The following is a 15,405-nucleotide window of genomic DNA, read 5'->3' on the forward strand; positions in this document are numbered from 1 at the left end:
TGTAGAGCGTTTCAGAATTCAAGGGTATCGGCAATGGACCTTAACCCGGCCAGAGCGCAGTTGTCATCGGCATCACACCCGGGCGCACCCGATACACCGATGCCGCCCAGAAGAGCGCCACCGGCTTCAATGGGTTGCCCGCCACCGGCTGCCATGACATGTCCGTTGTTGCGGATGCCGCTCATGGGCATACCCGCCTGTGTTTGCTGCGCCAACAGCGTGGTTGCCATTTTGAAGCTGGCCGCAGTCCAGGCCTTCTGGCTTGCAAACTCCACCGTGTGGGCGCCGGCAAACCGGTCGCGCACAAGCACTTGCGTTATGCCGAAGCGGTCCACCACGGCCACCGAAACCTGATATCCCGCGTTGCGACACTGTTGCAGTGCCGCCTGTGCCGCAACCATTGCCGTCTCAGGGGTCAGCATCTTCACGGCGAAGCTTGCGCCCTCGTCTTTGCCCGCAGTCGCGCTTTGCATTGCACACAACATGGCCACGCTGACAAGCAACCGATGTGCGCGGCTGGGGAGCTGTTGCATGGCGGGCATGTCAGGCAATACCGCTGTTGCCAGCCATGCCAATCAGCGTGGGTGTGTTGACAGCGCGGGCCTTGACATGGCCACCTGGTTGCGCCTTGAGCCAGGTCTCCACCACGTCCCATATCGGTTTGTTGCCGGGTGCGGTGCGTGCCGCTTCCGCCACGGGCGCCCATCCGGCGACCTTGTAGGTGCGTGATGCGTCCAGCGGCTTACCGCCCAACGTCATGCGGCTGATGCGTTGTCCCATGCGTTGCGTCGGCTCGCAGGTGTAGGTCAGGCCACCCACGCGCACCATGTCGCCGCCTTGCTGGTAATAGGGGTCGGGGTTGAAGAGGTTGTCGGCCACGTCTTCCAGAATGGTTTTGATGGTCTCGCCGGTCATCTCGGTCAGCGTGGCATAGGGGTAGGTAATGGCCAGCTGGTCCATCATCAGTTCGCGTGTGATGGTGTCGCCAGGCAGCAGCGTGGTGCCCCAGCGGAAACCGGGGCTCAAGGCAATGTCGGCTCCTTGCACATCCATCAGTGCGTCACACACCAGCTGGTCCCAGCTGCCGTTGAAGTTCCCGCGGCGGTACAGCAGACCATCGGTGACTGCCAGCTTCTCGGCCAGCTTGGCGGCATAGGGTGCGCGCACTTTGTCGATCAGCGCTGCCATGGCCGGGTCGGCTGGGAGTTGATTGGCAAACACTGGCAGCAGGCGGTAGCGGAAGTCGGTAACGCCAGAGCTTCCCACCTGGAAGTCCATGACACCGAGGAACTTGCCATTGCTTCCGGCATTGGTCACCAGGGTGGTGCCACCTGCGTTGGAAACCGGCACCGCGATCGGAACGCCATCGTGCGTATGGCCGCCAAAGATGGCATCCACACCGCGCACGCGCGAGGCCATCTTCAGGTCCACGTCCATGCCATTGTGGGACAGCACGACCACCACCTTCGCGCCTTTGGCACGCACTTCGTCCACCATCTTTTGCAGGTTGTCGTCCTGGATGCCGAAACTCCAGTCGGCCACCATATAGCGCGGGTTGGCAATCGGTGTGTAGGGAAAAGCCTGACCGATGATGGCAACTGATACGCCGTTGATCTCGCGCAGCACATAGGGTTTGAAGACCGGATCGCCAAAGTCTGTCGTCTTGACGTTCTGGGCAACAAAGTCGATCTTGCCCTCAAAGTCTTTCTCGACAATTTCCTTGACCCGCTCCATCCCGTATGTGAATTCCCAGTGTCCGGTCATCACGTCCACACCCAGCAACTTGCATGCATCGACCATGTCCTGCGCCTGCGTCCACAGCGACGTAGCCGAGCCCTGCCAGGTGTCTCCACCGTCCAGCAGCAAGGCTCCCGGCCGTGTTGCCTTGAGTTGCTTGACCAGCGTGGCCAGGTGGGCGAAGCCGCCGACCTTGCCATACGAGCGCGAGGCCTTCTCGAAATCGATGTAGGTGAACGCATGTGCCTGGGCCGAGCCGGGTGCAAGACCGGCGGCTTTCAACAGGTTGTCGCCCACCAGATGGGGGAGCTTGCCCTGCATCGCGCCCACGCCGATATTGACACTGGGTTCGCGGAAATGGATGGGCATCAGCTGCGCGTGGCAGTCGGTCATGTGCAGCAGCGATACGTTGCCAAAGCGGGGCAGGTCGTACAAGCCTTGCTGGGCTGTTGCCGCATCGGCGTTAGCAAAGCGGCTCAGGTGCAGTCCGGCAACTGACGCTGCTCCCAGTACCTGGAGGAATTCACGTTTGGACAGGTTCATCGGTGCGCTCTATCAGTTGCTGTTGACGGGCGACTGTGGATCCAGCAGCAGGGCCATCAGGTGTTTCATTTGTGTCTCGTCCAAAAGACCGAGGTGACCGAAGCGCGGCATGCCGGAGCATGCGTTGTACGACCGGGAGTTGTAGATCTTGGTCCAGGTGTATTCAACGATGGGGCGGGACATCTCGCTTTGCGGATCCACGACGCCCCGGTCCTTGCCATAGTGGTAGAGGCTGGGACCAATCGTGCCGTAGGCAATTTCTTCCTTGGTGACCTGGTGGCAGTTCAGGCAATTGCCGCCGTTGTCGCGGGGCTCGGCCGACTTGTCCGTCCACGTCATGCCACGGCCGTTCTGCGCAAGCTTTTCACCCTCGCGCCAGTCGCCCAGAAATTTGCCGTCTTTGGGCATGCGCACGCTCTTGAGAGCCTGCTCCTGGATAGCGCTGGTCACCGCTTCCGGTGGTGTGCCGGACTGGGCTTCAGAGCAGGCCGCGTTGGCCTCGTCCTGCTTCAGGCGATCAATCTTTGCTATGCCTTCATCGCGAAACGAGCTGCCCATCATCTGTTGCAAAAAGGCCCGATAGTCGGGGCCGGGTGACATGGAGGCACATCCGGCGGCGATGGCGGCAGCGGCCACAATCACCATAGTTTTCAAAGCGTTCATGGTGTCTCCTTTAGCGTTTGAGCGCGGGTGCAATGGACTCGGCGCCCTTGGCGTTGACACCCATGTAGACACCCAGCGCCACCGTCACGTCCGAGGTATAGCCGGGATAGGGAAAGCGTTGCTGGCGGAAGCAGTCGTTGAGGCGGCGCTGCATTCCCCAGAGCTCGCCACTGCTCACGCGGTAGGCCGGCCATGCCGCAAACCCCACGCCATCGCCCGGGTTCTTGGTGAGGTCCGGCAGATCCTGCAAGCGGATGCGCTTGCCTTCCTGGCCATGGCACGACGCACAGGAAAAATCGTAAGGGCCGGCCCGGTAATAGAACGCACGTTTGCCCAGCTCGTAGGCAGTCTTTTCTGCTGTGTGGGCTTGCGGCAGATTGAAATGCATGCCCTTGGACTCGGCAGAGATCCAGGCCACCAGGCTTTCGATCTTTGCCTGCTCTCCCTTGCCAAAGGGGGTATTGATGATGACCTTGGAGTCAAAGCCCTGCAGGGTTTCCATGCAGGTCAGCAGTCGCGACTCCAGATCCTGCACCCTGCCAGTGTCTGCAAACCATCGGGGCAATTCAACAAACGCCCCTTTCACTACGCCAGCACCCTTGCCCAGGTTGCATTGCTCCAGGGAGACGTTTTTCGGTCCCCGTTTTTGCTTCCACAACTCTTCGCCCTTGGCCTCAAACAGGTCTGCCGGGTTGCCGTCAGCCAGCATGGCACGGTATTCGGCAATGGCGTCGCTTGCCGACTTCTGCTGCGCCAGACCGGCCGTCGAAACGGCAACGGTTGCAACGGCAATGAGTGTCCAGAGTGTTCGCATAGTGGCTCCGGTGTTCAGGAGACGGTGGCTTCGTCCGTACGCTTTTCGCCCTTGTTGTCGATCCATGACATGGTGATCTTGTCCCCAGCCTTGGCGCCCTTGACGCTGAACTGCAGAAACGGATTCTTGGCGACCGAGGGGCCCCATTGGGCGGTCATCACGGTCTTGCCGTTGAGCTGTGCCGTCACTTCCTGGATATACCAGGCGGGTATCGCCTTGCCGGATGCGTCCTTGCGCAAACCGGTCTCCATTTCATGACTCATCAGCACGCGAACAGTTGCTTTGTCTCCAGCGGCCTGGGCGCGAATGCGCATCGGATCTGCCATGGTGTTCTCCTTCAATATGGGTAGGTTGACTGGGCTGGCTAGTGGGGCGGCTGCTTAGCCGCCGCATCCGCCCAGGGTGACTTTGATTTCCTTGGAGGCATACAGGGAGCGCCCGTCGGCCATCATCGCCACGGCGAATACATTGGACGACTGCCCCATCTTCACGCGGGTGGAGAAGTTGGCGTCTACCGCATCGGTCACATCAAACATGGCCGACAGCATGGAGGGATTCTTCTCCACCAGCAGCAATATGCGCTTGACGCCTGGCAGCGCAGTCGATGCGCCCACGGGCACCACGGCGCCGTTCTCGGCAATGTCGGGCCCGGTAATCGTCACGTCCTTGCTCTCGGTGGGCGCACTGCCACCCAGGGCTTTCATCAAGTCGGCCATGTTCTTGGCATCAAAGGCCGCGACGTTGAAGCCGGCCGCCTGCGCCTGGGCCAGCTCAGGCAAAAGCCCCAATGTCGCCAACATCGCTGCCACCTGGGTGGACCGCGCAAGCATCTGTCTACGGGTTGTCATATGTATCTCCTATGAATCTAAACAATCTCACTTACCGGCACCGCTGGCAATCCATCGGGCCAAGGTACGCGCCTCCGCATCGCTCAGGGTCTGCGCCGGCATCACGTTGCTGCCCCAAAGGCCCGTGCCACCGGAGCGGATCTTTCCTGCAAGGTAGGTTTCAATATCGGCACGCCCAGCGTACTTGCTTGCAACCTCCCTGAAGCCCGGCCCCACGATCTTGCTATCGATTCCGTGGCATGCCGTGCAGGCGTATTTCTTGGTCAGCGTATCCGGGCTGGCCGGGCCCGCCGCCACTGCAGCAGGAGCTGTCTTGACATTGGTAGCCGCTGCCCGGGCTTCGACGACAGAGGTGGATGGTGGGCGCGTGGTGTCCACACCGTGCTGGGCACCCACGGTACGGTTTTGCTCAGCCAGATTGCCATGGGCATTGCGTGCAAAGTCAGGTAGTGAAGACTTCACCGTGACCTCTGTGGCGCAATCCTTCATGCAGGCCACGGCTTTCACGTCCGGCTTGCCACCGTTGCCCATCCCCTTGCCCGGCCACAGGCCGTGGTCTGTGGTGATGCCATTGCGGTTGGGTAGCAGTTTCTGCACATCAGCCATGTTGGTGTTGGAAAGCACCAGGTTGTCCGGCACGATGCCGCCCAGATTCAGCAGATAGGCCACAACAGCGTAGACCTCGTTGGTGGACAGGGACTTGGGCGCGTTCCACGGCATGGCGCGGTTGATGTAGTCCCACAGTGTGGACAAGGTGGACACCTTCATCAAGGTGGTACGGCCCGGATAGGCTGGGTCATTCAGGCGCGCGACGTGACCGGTCTGGATGTCTTGCGCCGTAGTGCCGCCCACCAGTGGCGAGAAGGTCTGGTTGCTCTCGCCAAACACGCCATGGCAAGCTGCGCATTTGGACTCCCAGATGTCCATGCCTTGGGCAACGGAACCTGAGCCTGCTGGCAACCCTTTGAAGTCGGGTCGCACGTCGATATCCCAGGCGGCCAGTTCCTTGGGCGTTGCGCTGCGGCCAATGCCCACATAGGCCGTATCGGACCAGGCGTTGGTGCCAGTCAGCGCGCAAAGGCCCGCCAGCATAGCCACTGCTAAGCGCAACTTAGGCAACTTGAACATTCTTCACCTCACCGCTTTCCTGTACCAACCAGGTCTGAATGGAGTTGTTGTGATAGATCGAGCGGGTTCCGCGCACCGCTCTGAGCTGACGGTTGGTGGGTTGCACATAGCCGGTCTCATCCATCGCCCGGCTCTGGATCAGCGCCGGCTTGCCGTCCCAGACCCAGTCGAGGTTGAAGCGCGTCAGGCACTTGCTCATTACGGGGGATTCCAGGCGCGCGGTGCGCCAATTGCGTCCGCCATCGGTGGAGACGTCGACCTTACGGATCTTGCCGCGACCGGACCATGCCAGTCCGCTGATGTTGTAGAAGCCCTGATCCAGTAGAACCTGCCCACCCGACGGCGTGGTCACCACGCTCTTGCATTCCTGGGTGCTGGTGTATTGGCGATGCTGTCCGCTGGGTAGAAGGTCCACATAGTGAATCACTTCGTCTTTGGCACCATAGGGCTTGTCGCCCACTTCAATGCGCCGCAGGTACTTGACCCAGCTGACGCCCTGCACACCCGGAACCACCAGGCGCAAGGGGTAGCCATTTTCGGGGCGCAGCATCTCGCCGTTTTGCCCGTAGGCCACGATGACCTCGCCACTCTCTATCAGTTCCATGGGCACGGTGCGCGTCATGGACGAGCCATCCGCGCCTTCCGCCAGCACATAGCGCCCACGCTTGTAGTCCACCCCTGCGCGGTCCAGCAGCAGCTTCAGCGGAACGCCGGTGAATTCGCTGCAGCTGAGCATGCCGTGGGTGTATTGGCAAGTTGGAACCGCCACGTTGCCCCACTCCATGCCGGTATTGGCACCGCACTCAATGAAGTGAAAGCGGCTGACGGCGGGCATGCGCATCAACTCGTCCATGGTGAACACCATGGGGTTTTGCACGATCTTTTCGTCCGATCCGTTCACCATCAGGCGATGTTTGCTGGGATCGATATCCCACCATCCCTGGTGATGGCGCTCAAAATGCAGGCCGCTTGGAGTGACTATGCCAAACAGCGATTGCAAGGGCGCGAAAGAGACCGAGGCTTGTGCGGTCTGTGTCAAGCCGGGGCTGGGCCGCCGCTGCACATTGCTCTCATATTTGGAGGGTTTGCCGTATCCATCGGTTGCTACCGGCTGACCCAGTCCGCGCGAATGCTCCGGCAGATTCAGAATATTCGGGTCGCCACCGGTATCGGGCACCGGGTTGGACTGCGCCATGACCGGTGCCGCCGCCGCAGCGCCCGCAGCGGCAAACGCGCGGCGCAGAAAATCGCGCCTACCGCTCTTGGCCTCTTCCTGAACCTGCCGGATGTCCTGTGCAGCCAGAAAGTTTTCAGGTGCCTTGATCAGGCGCCCGGTTTGTGTGGGTTCTGAATTTGACTTATTCATGAGCGCTAATATAAGCATTCAATGATGTCTATGCATGAGGACAAACCCTGCCCATGACGCCGCTGCGATACTGTGCAAACAGTGCTATACGTATGCCGTAGAAATACCCGACCACCTTGCCCATGACCTTTCCACCTAGCCCCGAAATCGCCAGTCAGACCGTTGTATGGGGCGGCTTGCTGATCGGCGTGACCCTGGGCGCCGTGGCCCAGGGCACGCGCTTTTGCACCATGGGCGCACTGGCAGACTGGTTTGCCTATCGCGGCACAGCGCGCTTGATGATGTGGGTGCTGGCGGTGGCGGTGGGTGCAGCGGGCACCCTGGGTTTGATCGAATGGAATTGGCTGGATGCGAGCAAGACCAACGCCTGGAGCAGCCGCTTCCTCTGGCTCTCCTATGTTGTAGGTGGCACCTTGTTCGGCTTCGGCATGGTGTTGGGCTCAGGCTGCCCGCAGCGCAATCTGGTCAAGGCCGGCAGCGGCAGCCTGAAGGCATTGGTAACGTTGCTGATAGCCGGACTGGTGGCGCAAATGACGCTGCGCGGCGCCTTCGCCGGATTGCGCGTGGACCTGCTGGATGCACACAGTCTGGATCTGGGTTATCCGCAGGACCTGGGTTCCATATTGGCTGCCTTCACCGGTATTGCAGCGCAGGGTCTACGGCGCATGGTTCTGGGCGTGACCTTGCTTGTCGCTGCGTACTTGCTGTGGCGCAACCGCAGCAGCATGGAAACAGCGCAATGGTTTGGAGGCGTGGCCGTCGGACTGATTGTGCTGGCGGCATGGTTCCTCACCGGCTACGTGGGCTACATACCCGAGCACCCCGAAACGCTGGAGCCCACCTGGTCCGGCACCTATTCCCACCGCCCGGAGGCGCTTACATTTGCCGCTCCCGTTGCCCATCTGCTGGACCTGCTCACACTCTGGTCGGACCGCAACAACACGGTAAGCTATGGCGTCATGGTGTGCGTTGGCACTTTGCTGGGGAGCGCCCTCCTGGCCCTGGTCCGTAAGGAATTCCGCTGGGAATCCTTCCAGAACCCGCGTGACATGGGCAACCACATGATCGGTGGCGCCTTGATGGGCTTTGGGGGCGTGACCGCCATGGGCTGCTCCATTGGCCAAGGCGTCACAGGCCTTTCCATGCAATCAGCCGGCGCCTGTATGGCCGTGTGCGGCATCATCCTGGGAGCCTGGCTGGCGTTGCGGTTTCAAAGTTGGCAATTGGAGTCTGCGACTTGATGGCGAGCCAGTAGGCCATGGTGTCTTTGCCAACCGAAGCCACCTTGAAGTCACCAGTGTTCTTCAGCGTGGCCGTATAGGCCGGGTACTCGTTGCTGGAATCCTTATATCGCCTCCACAGCGTTGCACTCAGGCCCAGCACCGAGAAGTTGGTCTTGTCATTGACCAGTGCCATATTGAGTTCAACGACAGACGACGCACCTATCAACTCGCGCGCCTTGGTGAAGGTCTCAGTGTCCCGGTACTTCATGCCCATGACCGCCGTCTTGTAGATCCCGTAGTAATAGGCCTTCTTGAACAGGCCACCGTTTTGTGACTCCGACGTAACGGTGGTCTGGGCGTCCCATTTGGCGTTGACATAAAAGGGCGCGGCCACCACAACTTGTGGACCTTCCACGTCGAGCCCCGCGGTCTTGAACTTCTCCAGAAGCAATTCCACCGCCTCCCGTGCAACCTTCTCGGCGTCGCCCTGACCCGAAAGAAGTATCAGGCGCTCCAGACTCACTCCTACGCGCATGTTGGCACCGGCAAGAACCATCTTCTTCCCGGTGCTGGCGTCCAGGTGTTTGAGCTCGACCTGGCCGTTCCACTCGGGCGTCTGGGCGCTGGCAGGCACCCACCATGCGAGAGTTGCAAAGGCCAACAGCCCAAGCGCCGCCGAGCGGACTAAGTTGCGTGTACAAGCCATGAAGAGCATTCCCGTAAACGGCGACGACCCAATTGCGTCGGTGCATTGTCAGTCCCGGGTGGTGCGCCCATCTCCGCACATTGCCCCTCCAATTCCCGTCTGGCTTGCAAGGTTTATATTAAGAAACTAATAATGTTGCATGAAATCAAATACCCAACTATCCGATGTGCTGCATGTGCTTCTGCACATGGCCGAGGGCGATGGCCCCTTCACCTCTGAAGCACTTGCCGCTGCCATGCAGACCAACCCCGTGGTGCTGCGCCGTCTTATGGGCGGCTTGCGTGATGCCGGGTTTGTGATGTCGGCCAAGGGGCACGGCGGCGGATGGGTGCTGTCCTGCGATCTGGATCGCATCACCTTGGGCGACGTGTACCAAGCGCTGGGCGCACCACCGCTGGTGTCGCTGGGCTTCCGGGAAGACCGGCCCACCTGCCTGGTGGCGCAGGCCGTGAATGAGGCGCTTGCAGGCGCCGCGCAAGAGGCCGAGGCACTGCTGCTCAAGCGCTTTGGTGCAGTCTCGCTGGCCAAGCTATCAGCCGATTTTCATCGCCGCATGGCGCAGCACAGGGCCCAGGGCCACGGGGGCCACCACCATCTGCAGGAGCACACCCGTGAAGGACATTGACTTCGCCGTCATCGGCGGCAGCTATGCGGGGCTGGCCGTCGCCCTGCAACTGGCACGCGCCCGCCGCAACGTGCTGGTGGTGGACGCAGGCCAGCGTCGCAACCGGTTTGTGGACGCGGCGGGTGAAACGTCGCACGGCTTCCTGACGCAGGACGGCCGCGCCCCGGCCGAGATCGCAGCCGATGCCCGCGAGCAACTCATGAACTACCCGAGCGTGGAATGGATGCACGGAACGGCGGATGACGCACGGGTCGCCAGCGGCGCAAGACTGGAGTTCCGCGTAGGCCGCGACCTCGTCAGCGCAGGCCGGCTCATTCTCGCCACCGGAGTGCGGGACGAACTGCCGCCTGTTCCTGGCCTGGCCGAACGCTGGGGCCGCAGCATCTTCCATTGCCCATATTGCCACGGCTACGAGATGAACGCGGGCCGCATCGGCATCATTGCCGCATCGCCCTTGGCGCTGCACCATGCCCTCATGCTGCCGGATTGGGGCAGCCCCACGCTCTTCCTGAACGGCGCCTACACGCCAACGGAGGAAGACTTGGCCGCCATCGCACGCCGAGGCACGCAGATAGAGGCAGCGCCGATCGACCGCATAGACGGCGTGGCCGACGTGGTACTGCAAGACGGCCGCACCCTGCGCATGAACGGCCTGTTCACCCAGCCGCGCACACTGCTCAGCAGTCCCATCGCCGAACAACTGGGATGCGCGCTGGAAGACGGCCCCATGGGGCAGTTCATCAAGGTGGATGAGCTCAAAGCCACCAGCGTACCCAACGTGTTCGCGTGCGGAGATGCAGCACGTGCAGCGGGCAATGTGACGCTGGCGGTGGCGGACGGAGCCATGGCCGCATTTGCGGCGCATCGGGCTTCGATGTTTTGAGCACGATGGTGGAGCCCGCAGGCATGAGCGGCAACGCCTTTTGAACCGTGAACAGCACGCCTTTGACGTGGGTATCAAAAGTCTTGTCGAAGTGCTCCTCGGTAATGGCGCCCAGGGGCGCGAGCAAGCCGCCGCCTGCATTGGCAAACAGATCCGGGCGGCCCTTGTCCGCCAGGCTGGATACATCTGCACGGATGCCCGTGGCCTGGACCGCAGCGTCCAATGCGGATTGGCGTCGCCCTATTCCGAAAATCTCTCGCGCCTGCTGGCGCAGATGGACGACCTGGAATCCAGTCTGGTGGAGGCGCAGGCCAGTCCATCAGTCATCCGCGAAAGGGGTAAACCCTGATGCACAACCAGCTTGTCAGGCATAAAGTCTTGTATACAAGCAGCCGTACAACGAAGCGCTGCACGGTGGTACGTTCAACTCCTAGGAGACATCAATGGAACTCAAGAATCCATCGCCAAATCTGTACAACGAAGATTTGGCACCTGCGAAAGACCGTCATTGGGGTGCCTTCAGCATCTTCAATGTGTGGACTTCCGATGTGCACAGCCTGTGGGGCTACTACCTTGCCGCCAGTCTGTTCCTGCTCTGCGGCAGCTTCCTCAACTTTGTTGTGGCCATCGGCCTCGGTTCCTTGATCATCTTTGCATTGATGAACATGGTGGGATATGCGGGTGAAAAAACGGGCGTTCCTTACCCGGTGTTGGCGCGTGCCTCCTTTGGCGTGTGGGGCGCCAACCTGCCAGCGCTGGTTCGTGCCGTTGTGGCGTGCTTCTGGTATGGGGCGCAGACCGCTGCCGCGTCGGGCGCCATCGTCGCATTGCTGACGCGCTCTGACGCAATACTGCAGTTTCACCAAGGCACGCATTTTCTGGGGCATTCCGGCCTGGAGGTGATTTGCTATGTGGTGGTCTGGGCACTGCAGCTTCTGATCATCCAGAACGGCATGGAAACCGTGCGCAAGTTCCAGGATTGGGCAGGTCCCGCGGTATGGGTCGCCATGCTGGTGCTGGCCATCGGCCTGTGCGTCAAAGCGGGTGGCTTCTCCTTTGACCACGGCATTCCGCAAGCTCTGCTGATCGAAAAGACCAAGGATGCGGGTGTCAGCGGCGAGCCGGGTTCGTTCTGGGCTTTGATGGCTGTTGGCGCAACCTGGGTGACCTACTTCGCCGCGTTGTACCTCAACTTCTGCGACTTCTCCCGTTATGCGAAGAACAAGGATGCAGTGCGTACCGGAAATCTCTGGGGCTTGCCGGTCAATCTCATCCTCTTCTCACTGGTTGCAGGCGTCACCACGATTGCTGCCTTCAAGGTGTATGGCGAAGTCCTGCTCCACCCGGAACAGATCTCCGCGAAGTTCGATAGCTGGTTCCTGGCCCTGTTGGCGGCGTTGACGTTTGCCATTGCAACGCTTGGTATCAATGTGGTTGCCAATTTCGTCTCACCTGCCTTTGACTTTGCCAACGTATTTCCCAAGACCATCGACTTTAAGAAAGGCGGCTACATTGCAGCGGGCATTGCATTGGTGTTGTATCCGTTCGCTCCATGGGAAGGCAATGCAGCAAGCTTTGTGGGCGCCATTGGCTCCACCATGGGGCCCTTGCTGGGCATCATCCTGGTGGACTACTACCTGATCGCCAAAGGCGAAATCGATGTTCAGCAGCTCTACCAGGAAGAGGGTGCCTACACCTACGAAGGCGGGTGGAACATCAATGCCCTGATCGCTACTGGAATGGGTGCCGTGTTCTCCAGCATCCTTCCCAACTTCACCAGCCTGATGCCCTCCTGGTGGGGCATCTACGGTTGGTTCATCGGCGTGTTGATTGGCGGTGCGGTGTATTTTGTGATGTCGCAGATTCGCCCCCGCAAACCAGCCAAACGGTCCTGATGCGCATGCTGTAAGGCTGCCGTAGTACCAGATTGGGCATACTTGGGTTTGAACGATTCCTATGCCCAAGTCTTCCAAAGCCAACATTGCCGAACGCGTCGTCAGCGCTATCCTGAATCAGGACCTCAAACCCGGTGAACGCCTCGGCGAGCAGGAGCTTGGGGACTTGTTCGGTGTTAGCCGCACTCTGGTCCGACAGGCATTGATAGAGCTGCAGTCGCGCGGTTTTGTTGAAGTGCGGCCACGCATGGGCTGGTTCGTGGTGGAGCCTTCATTTGAGGAGGCCCGCGAGACCTACGCTGCCCGCAGGGTGATCGAGCCCGGCATGTTGCAGGATGCAGGCAAGCCGCTGCAGTCGGTCATCAAGAGTTTGCGCCAGCATGTCGCAGACGAGAAAAAAGCCATCAAGAGCAAGAATGCGGCGGACCGCTCGGTATTTCTGGCCGACTTTCATGTCTGCCTGGCAGAGCGCCTGGGCAACCGCTTCCTGACGGCCATGATGATTGACTTGTCCGCGCGCACCACGCTGGTGTCAGCGCTTTATCAATCTGCAACAGAAGCGCAGGACTCCAACGAAGATCACGCCGCCATTGTGGATGCCATTGCTGCTGGAGACATGCAGTTGGCCGCCGACTTGATGCGCAACCACATCAACCAACTGGAGACCCGGCTGGACGAGCGGCTTGCGCAGTCCGGCACATCACGCGAACGCATGCTGGCGAAGTTGATCGAGCCGGGCCCCAAGCCTAGAAAAGTCAAATTGTGAGAGTGGTGCACAGGCAACAGGGCAACACCAGCACCCCGTGCCGTGCAAATCATTCGATGACTTCCGGCCACGCCGTGTGAAACCACTGCCCGGCAGGCTTGTCTACGCGCTCGTAGGTGTGCGCGCCAAAGAAGTCGCGCTGCGCTTGCAGCAGGTTGGCGCTGAGGCGCGCGGTGCGCAGGCTGTCGTAATAGGCCAGTGACGCGCTGAACGCCGGCACCGGAATGCCATGGCTCACCGCCAGCGCCACCACAGCGCGCCAGGCTTGCTGGTTGTGGTTGAGCAGGTTCTTGAAGAAGGGTGCCAGCATCAGATGCGGCAGCTTGGGGTCGGCACGGTAGGCTTCGGTGATGTGGTTGAGAAAGCGCGCGCGGATGATGCAGCCGCCGCGCCAGATGGAAGCAATGCCACCCAGGTCCAGTGCCCAGTTCTTGCGCTCGCTCATGGTGCGCATCAGGTCCAGGCCTTGCGCATAGCTCACGATTTTGGATGCGTACAAGGCATCGTGCACCTGCGCAATCAGCTGCTGCCGGTCCACCTTCAACACGGCCTCGGGGCCGTTGAGCTGGCTGCTGGCTTGCACGCGCATGGCCTTCATCGACGACAACACCCGCGCTTCGACCGCCGCATTGATGGTGCTCACCACCACCGCGCTGTCGGCCGCGTTCATCAGCGTCCATTGGCCCGTGCCCTTTTGCCCGGCCTTGTCCAGAATGACGTCCACCATCGGCTGGCCGGTTTCGGGATCGCGCTCGCGCAGCGCCTTGCCGGTGATCTGGATCAGGTAACTCTGCAGATCGCCCTCGTTCCAGGCGTCGAACACATCCGCCATCTCGTCAGCGCTCATGCCCGCTGCGCGGAACAGGCTGTAGGCCTCGCAGATGAGCTGCATGTCGCCGTACTCAATGCCGTTGTGCACCATCTTCACGTAATGGCCCGCGCCGCCCGGGCCGATGTGCATCACGCAGGGCTCACCCTGCACCTTGGCCGCAATGCTTTCGAAAATCGGGCGCATCGCCTCCCAGGTGGAAGCCGGGCCGCCAGGCATGATGGAAGGGCCCTTGCGTGCGCCTTCCTCGCCACCCGACACGCCAGCGCCAATGAAACGCAGCCCCTTGGAGGTAAGCAAGGCATCGCGCCGCTCGGTGTCGGTGAAGAGGCTGTTGCCGCCATCGATCACGATGTCATCGGCCTCCAGGAGTGGCAGCAACTGCTCGATCACCGCATCCACCGCCGCACCCGCCTTCACCATCAGCATCACCCTGCGCGGTTTGGAGAGGCTCTGCACGAACTCGGCCAAGGCATGCGCGGCCACCAGCTTCTTGCCAGGATGTGCCGCCACGAACGCGTCGGTCACATCACCCGTGCGGTTGTACACGCTCACCTGAAAGCCATGGCTCTCCACGTTGAGCACCAGGTTCTGGCCCATCACGGCCAGGCCGATCAGGCCGAAATCACTGAGTTTGTTCATAGCAGTTGCGCGCGTTTGTGCGGGTTTGGAGGTCTAAGGGGCTTATTGTGAGGCGTGTGGGTCAGCTCAAGAGGTGGTAGGGGTTTTGACGTGCGGGGTGTGAATGACGCAAATGCAGCGGCTGCAGCCGGGGGCAATGGAGGATGCTGTACGTAAAAAAGGCGCCCTCGCATGCGGGGCGCCTTTTGGGTCAGCAAGAAATCAGGTGAATGATCAGCTGCGTGGTGCCTGATAGCTCGTGGGATAGAGCTGGTTCAGCTTGGTACCACTCTTGTCGCCACCAATGTTGAAAACAATGTTGCCCGTACGTTGGGCTTCAGCCAGTTCGGCACGAACTTGTTCGCGGGTCTTGCCGGGTGTGGAGTCAGCGGGCACATTTACAGCGATGGTCTCGTCGTATCGGGGGGCGCTGTTGCCGGCGAAAGCCTGGCCGGCGGCCAGAGCGGAGAGGGTCAAAACGATTGCACTTGCGTATGCGGATTTCATGAAGTCATTCCTTTCAGGTTGATTACGCAAACCGCCATAAAGCGCGGCTTGCGGTATCGATGGGGCGTAGAGATGTGCGTCTCGTCGATGGAATGAACTTTAAAAATTTTCGACGTAAAGAAAAACAGCCGAACCGGCACAAGGTCATTGCGCATCAAACAACAATAGAGCCCTTGAAAAATCGAACAGGCGCACGGGGCATGCGTTTGTGTAAACGGTGCGATTCCAAATGTTGCTGTGCATCTCACGGC

The 15,405-nt window shown here is 60.6% G+C and carries 16 protein-coding genes and 1 pseudogene; 5 read left to right on the forward strand and 12 right to left on the reverse strand.

Annotation, left to right across the window (positions count from 1 at the left end; translation table 11 throughout):
• Positions 1 to 11: 11 nt before the first annotated feature.
• Genes AAGF34_RS07640 through soxC form a run of 8 tightly spaced genes read right to left on the reverse strand, consistent with a single transcriptional unit; the run spans position 12 to position 7,099 of the window.
• Positions 12 to 533: a heme-binding protein gene (locus AAGF34_RS07640; protein WP_342620017.1), complete on the reverse strand. Its 522-nt coding sequence runs from the start codon at positions 531 to 533 to the stop codon at positions 12 to 14.
• A 10-nt stretch (positions 534 to 543) separates the two neighbouring features.
• A complete protein-coding gene (gene soxB / locus AAGF34_RS07645) occupies positions 544 to 2,280 on the reverse strand; it encodes a thiosulfohydrolase SoxB (RefSeq protein WP_342620018.1) in 1,737 nt (578 codons plus the stop codon).
• A gap of 12 nt (positions 2,281 to 2,292) precedes the next feature.
• Complete coding sequence (soxX, locus tag AAGF34_RS07650) at positions 2,293 to 2,943, reverse strand: sulfur oxidation c-type cytochrome SoxX (protein ID WP_342620019.1); 651 nt, start codon at positions 2,941 to 2,943, stop codon at positions 2,293 to 2,295.
• Positions 2,944 to 2,953: 10 nt separating this feature from the next.
• Positions 2,954 to 3,757: a sulfur oxidation c-type cytochrome SoxA gene (gene soxA, locus AAGF34_RS07655; protein WP_342620020.1), complete on the reverse strand. Its 804-nt coding sequence runs from the start codon at positions 3,755 to 3,757 to the stop codon at positions 2,954 to 2,956.
• 14 nt (positions 3,758 to 3,771) lie between these two features.
• Positions 3,772 to 4,083: a thiosulfate oxidation carrier complex protein SoxZ gene (gene soxZ, locus AAGF34_RS07660; protein WP_342620021.1), complete on the reverse strand. Its 312-nt coding sequence runs from the start codon at positions 4,081 to 4,083 to the stop codon at positions 3,772 to 3,774.
• Positions 4,084 to 4,137: 54 nt separating this feature from the next.
• The gene (gene soxY / locus AAGF34_RS07665) at positions 4,138 to 4,605 is read right to left on the reverse strand and encodes a thiosulfate oxidation carrier protein SoxY (protein WP_342620022.1); all 468 of its coding nucleotides are present in this window, start codon (positions 4,603 to 4,605) and stop codon (positions 4,138 to 4,140) included.
• 27 nt (positions 4,606 to 4,632) lie between these two features.
• On the reverse strand, positions 4,633 to 5,697 hold the full coding sequence (locus AAGF34_RS07670) for a c-type cytochrome (protein WP_342621060.1): 1,065 nt from the start codon (positions 5,695 to 5,697) through the stop codon (positions 4,633 to 4,635).
• 19 nt (positions 5,698 to 5,716) lie between these two features.
• Positions 5,717 to 7,099 (reverse strand): sulfite dehydrogenase, encoded by a 1,383-nt coding sequence (gene soxC, locus AAGF34_RS07675; RefSeq protein ID WP_342620023.1) that lies wholly within the window; start codon positions 7,097 to 7,099, stop codon positions 5,717 to 5,719.
• A gap of 122 nt (positions 7,100 to 7,221) precedes the next feature.
• Here soxC and AAGF34_RS07680 point away from each other — a divergent pair, with 122 nt between their 5' ends.
• Positions 7,222 to 8,340: a YeeE/YedE family protein gene (locus AAGF34_RS07680; RefSeq protein ID WP_342620024.1), complete on the forward strand. Its 1,119-nt coding sequence runs from the start codon at positions 7,222 to 7,224 to the stop codon at positions 8,338 to 8,340.
• On the opposite strand, the gene AAGF34_RS07685 is transcribed toward AAGF34_RS07680, so the two are convergent.
• The gene (locus tag AAGF34_RS07685; RefSeq protein WP_342620025.1) at positions 8,279 to 9,028 is read right to left on the reverse strand and encodes a hypothetical protein; all 750 of its coding nucleotides are present in this window, start codon (positions 9,026 to 9,028) and stop codon (positions 8,279 to 8,281) included. The genes AAGF34_RS07680 and AAGF34_RS07685 overlap by 62 nt on opposite strands.
• Before the next feature lie 139 nt (positions 9,029 to 9,167).
• Between AAGF34_RS07685 and AAGF34_RS07690 the strand changes: the two genes are divergently transcribed.
• Both AAGF34_RS07690 and AAGF34_RS07695 read left to right on the forward strand, forming a co-directional pair.
• Positions 9,168 to 9,653 carry an Rrf2 family transcriptional regulator gene (locus AAGF34_RS07690; protein WP_342620026.1) on the forward strand — a complete coding sequence of 162 codons (486 nt, stop codon included), beginning with the start codon at positions 9,168 to 9,170 and terminating at the stop codon, positions 9,651 to 9,653.
• Positions 9,640 to 10,536 (forward strand): NAD(P)/FAD-dependent oxidoreductase, encoded by an 897-nt coding sequence (locus AAGF34_RS07695; protein WP_342620027.1) that lies wholly within the window; start codon positions 9,640 to 9,642, stop codon positions 10,534 to 10,536. The genes AAGF34_RS07690 and AAGF34_RS07695 overlap by 14 nt, the downstream gene beginning before the upstream one ends.
• Here AAGF34_RS07695 and AAGF34_RS07700 read toward each other — a convergent pair.
• A pseudogene (locus tag AAGF34_RS07700) lies at positions 10,535 to 10,789 on the reverse strand (oxidoreductase); the annotation flags it as partial. The gene AAGF34_RS07695 and the pseudogene AAGF34_RS07700 sit on opposite strands and share 2 nt — an antisense overlap.
• A 190-nt stretch (positions 10,790 to 10,979) precedes the next feature.
• On the opposite strand from AAGF34_RS07700, the gene AAGF34_RS07705 reads away from it, so the two are divergent.
• Entirely contained in the window at positions 10,980 to 12,431 is a 1,452-nt protein-coding gene (locus tag AAGF34_RS07705; protein ID WP_342620028.1) for a cytosine permease, read from the forward strand.
• A gap of 61 nt (positions 12,432 to 12,492) precedes the next feature.
• On the forward strand, positions 12,493 to 13,197 hold the full coding sequence (locus AAGF34_RS07710; RefSeq protein ID WP_342620029.1) for a GntR family transcriptional regulator: 705 nt from the start codon (positions 12,493 to 12,495) through the stop codon (positions 13,195 to 13,197).
• Between the two features lie 49 nt (positions 13,198 to 13,246).
• Here the strand turns inward: AAGF34_RS07710 and gnd are convergent, their stop codons facing one another.
• A complete protein-coding gene (gnd, locus tag AAGF34_RS07715; RefSeq protein WP_342620030.1) occupies positions 13,247 to 14,668 on the reverse strand; it encodes a decarboxylating NADP(+)-dependent phosphogluconate dehydrogenase in 1,422 nt (473 codons plus the stop codon).
• A 213-nt stretch (positions 14,669 to 14,881) separates the two neighbouring features.
• Positions 14,882 to 15,154 (reverse strand): DUF4148 domain-containing protein, encoded by a 273-nt coding sequence (locus AAGF34_RS07720; RefSeq protein ID WP_342620031.1) that lies wholly within the window; start codon positions 15,152 to 15,154, stop codon positions 14,882 to 14,884.
• Positions 15,155 to 15,405: the final 251 nt, after the last annotated feature.

Origin of the sequence: Rhodoferax sp. GW822-FHT02A01, assembly GCF_038784515.1 — a bacterium.
In the GTDB taxonomy this organism is placed as follows: Bacteria; Pseudomonadota; Gammaproteobacteria; order Burkholderiales; family Burkholderiaceae_C; genus Allorhodoferax.

Coding starts and splice junctions, on each gene's coding strand:
- soxZ (WP_342620021.1), bottom strand. CDS start 4,083: ATGGCAGATCCGATGCGCATTCGCGCCCAGGCCGCTGGAGACAAAGCA.
- AAGF34_RS07720 (WP_342620031.1), bottom strand. CDS start 15,154: ATGAAATCCGCATACGCAAGTGCAATCGTTTTGACCCTCTCCGCTCTG.
- soxA (WP_342620020.1), bottom strand. CDS start 3,757: ATGCGAACACTCTGGACACTCATTGCCGTTGCAACCGTTGCCGTTTCG.
- soxB (WP_342620018.1), bottom strand. CDS start 2,280: ATGAACCTGTCCAAACGTGAATTCCTCCAGGTACTGGGAGCAGCGTCA.
- soxY (WP_342620022.1), bottom strand. CDS start 4,605: ATGACAACCCGTAGACAGATGCTTGCGCGGTCCACCCAGGTGGCAGCG.
- gnd (WP_342620030.1), bottom strand. CDS start 14,668: ATGAACAAACTCAGTGATTTCGGCCTGATCGGCCTGGCCGTGATGGGC.
- AAGF34_RS07685 (WP_342620025.1), bottom strand. CDS start 9,028: ATGGCTTGTACACGCAACTTAGTCCGCTCGGCGGCGCTTGGGCTGTTG.
- AAGF34_RS07690 (WP_342620026.1), top strand. CDS start 9,168: ATGAAATCAAATACCCAACTATCCGATGTGCTGCATGTGCTTCTGCAC.
- AAGF34_RS07670 (WP_342621060.1), bottom strand. CDS start 5,697: ATGCTGGCGGGCCTTTGCGCGCTGACTGGCACCAACGCCTGGTCCGAT.
- AAGF34_RS07710 (WP_342620029.1), top strand. CDS start 12,493: ATGCCCAAGTCTTCCAAAGCCAACATTGCCGAACGCGTCGTCAGCGCT.
- AAGF34_RS07680 (WP_342620024.1), top strand. CDS start 7,222: ATGACCTTTCCACCTAGCCCCGAAATCGCCAGTCAGACCGTTGTATGG.
- AAGF34_RS07705 (WP_342620028.1), top strand. CDS start 10,980: ATGGAACTCAAGAATCCATCGCCAAATCTGTACAACGAAGATTTGGCA.
- soxC (WP_342620023.1), bottom strand. CDS start 7,099: ATGAATAAGTCAAATTCAGAACCCACACAAACCGGGCGCCTGATCAAG.
- soxX (WP_342620019.1), bottom strand. CDS start 2,943: ATGAACGCTTTGAAAACTATGGTGATTGTGGCCGCTGCCGCCATCGCC.
- AAGF34_RS07640 (WP_342620017.1), bottom strand. CDS start 533: ATGCAACAGCTCCCCAGCCGCGCACATCGGTTGCTTGTCAGCGTGGCC.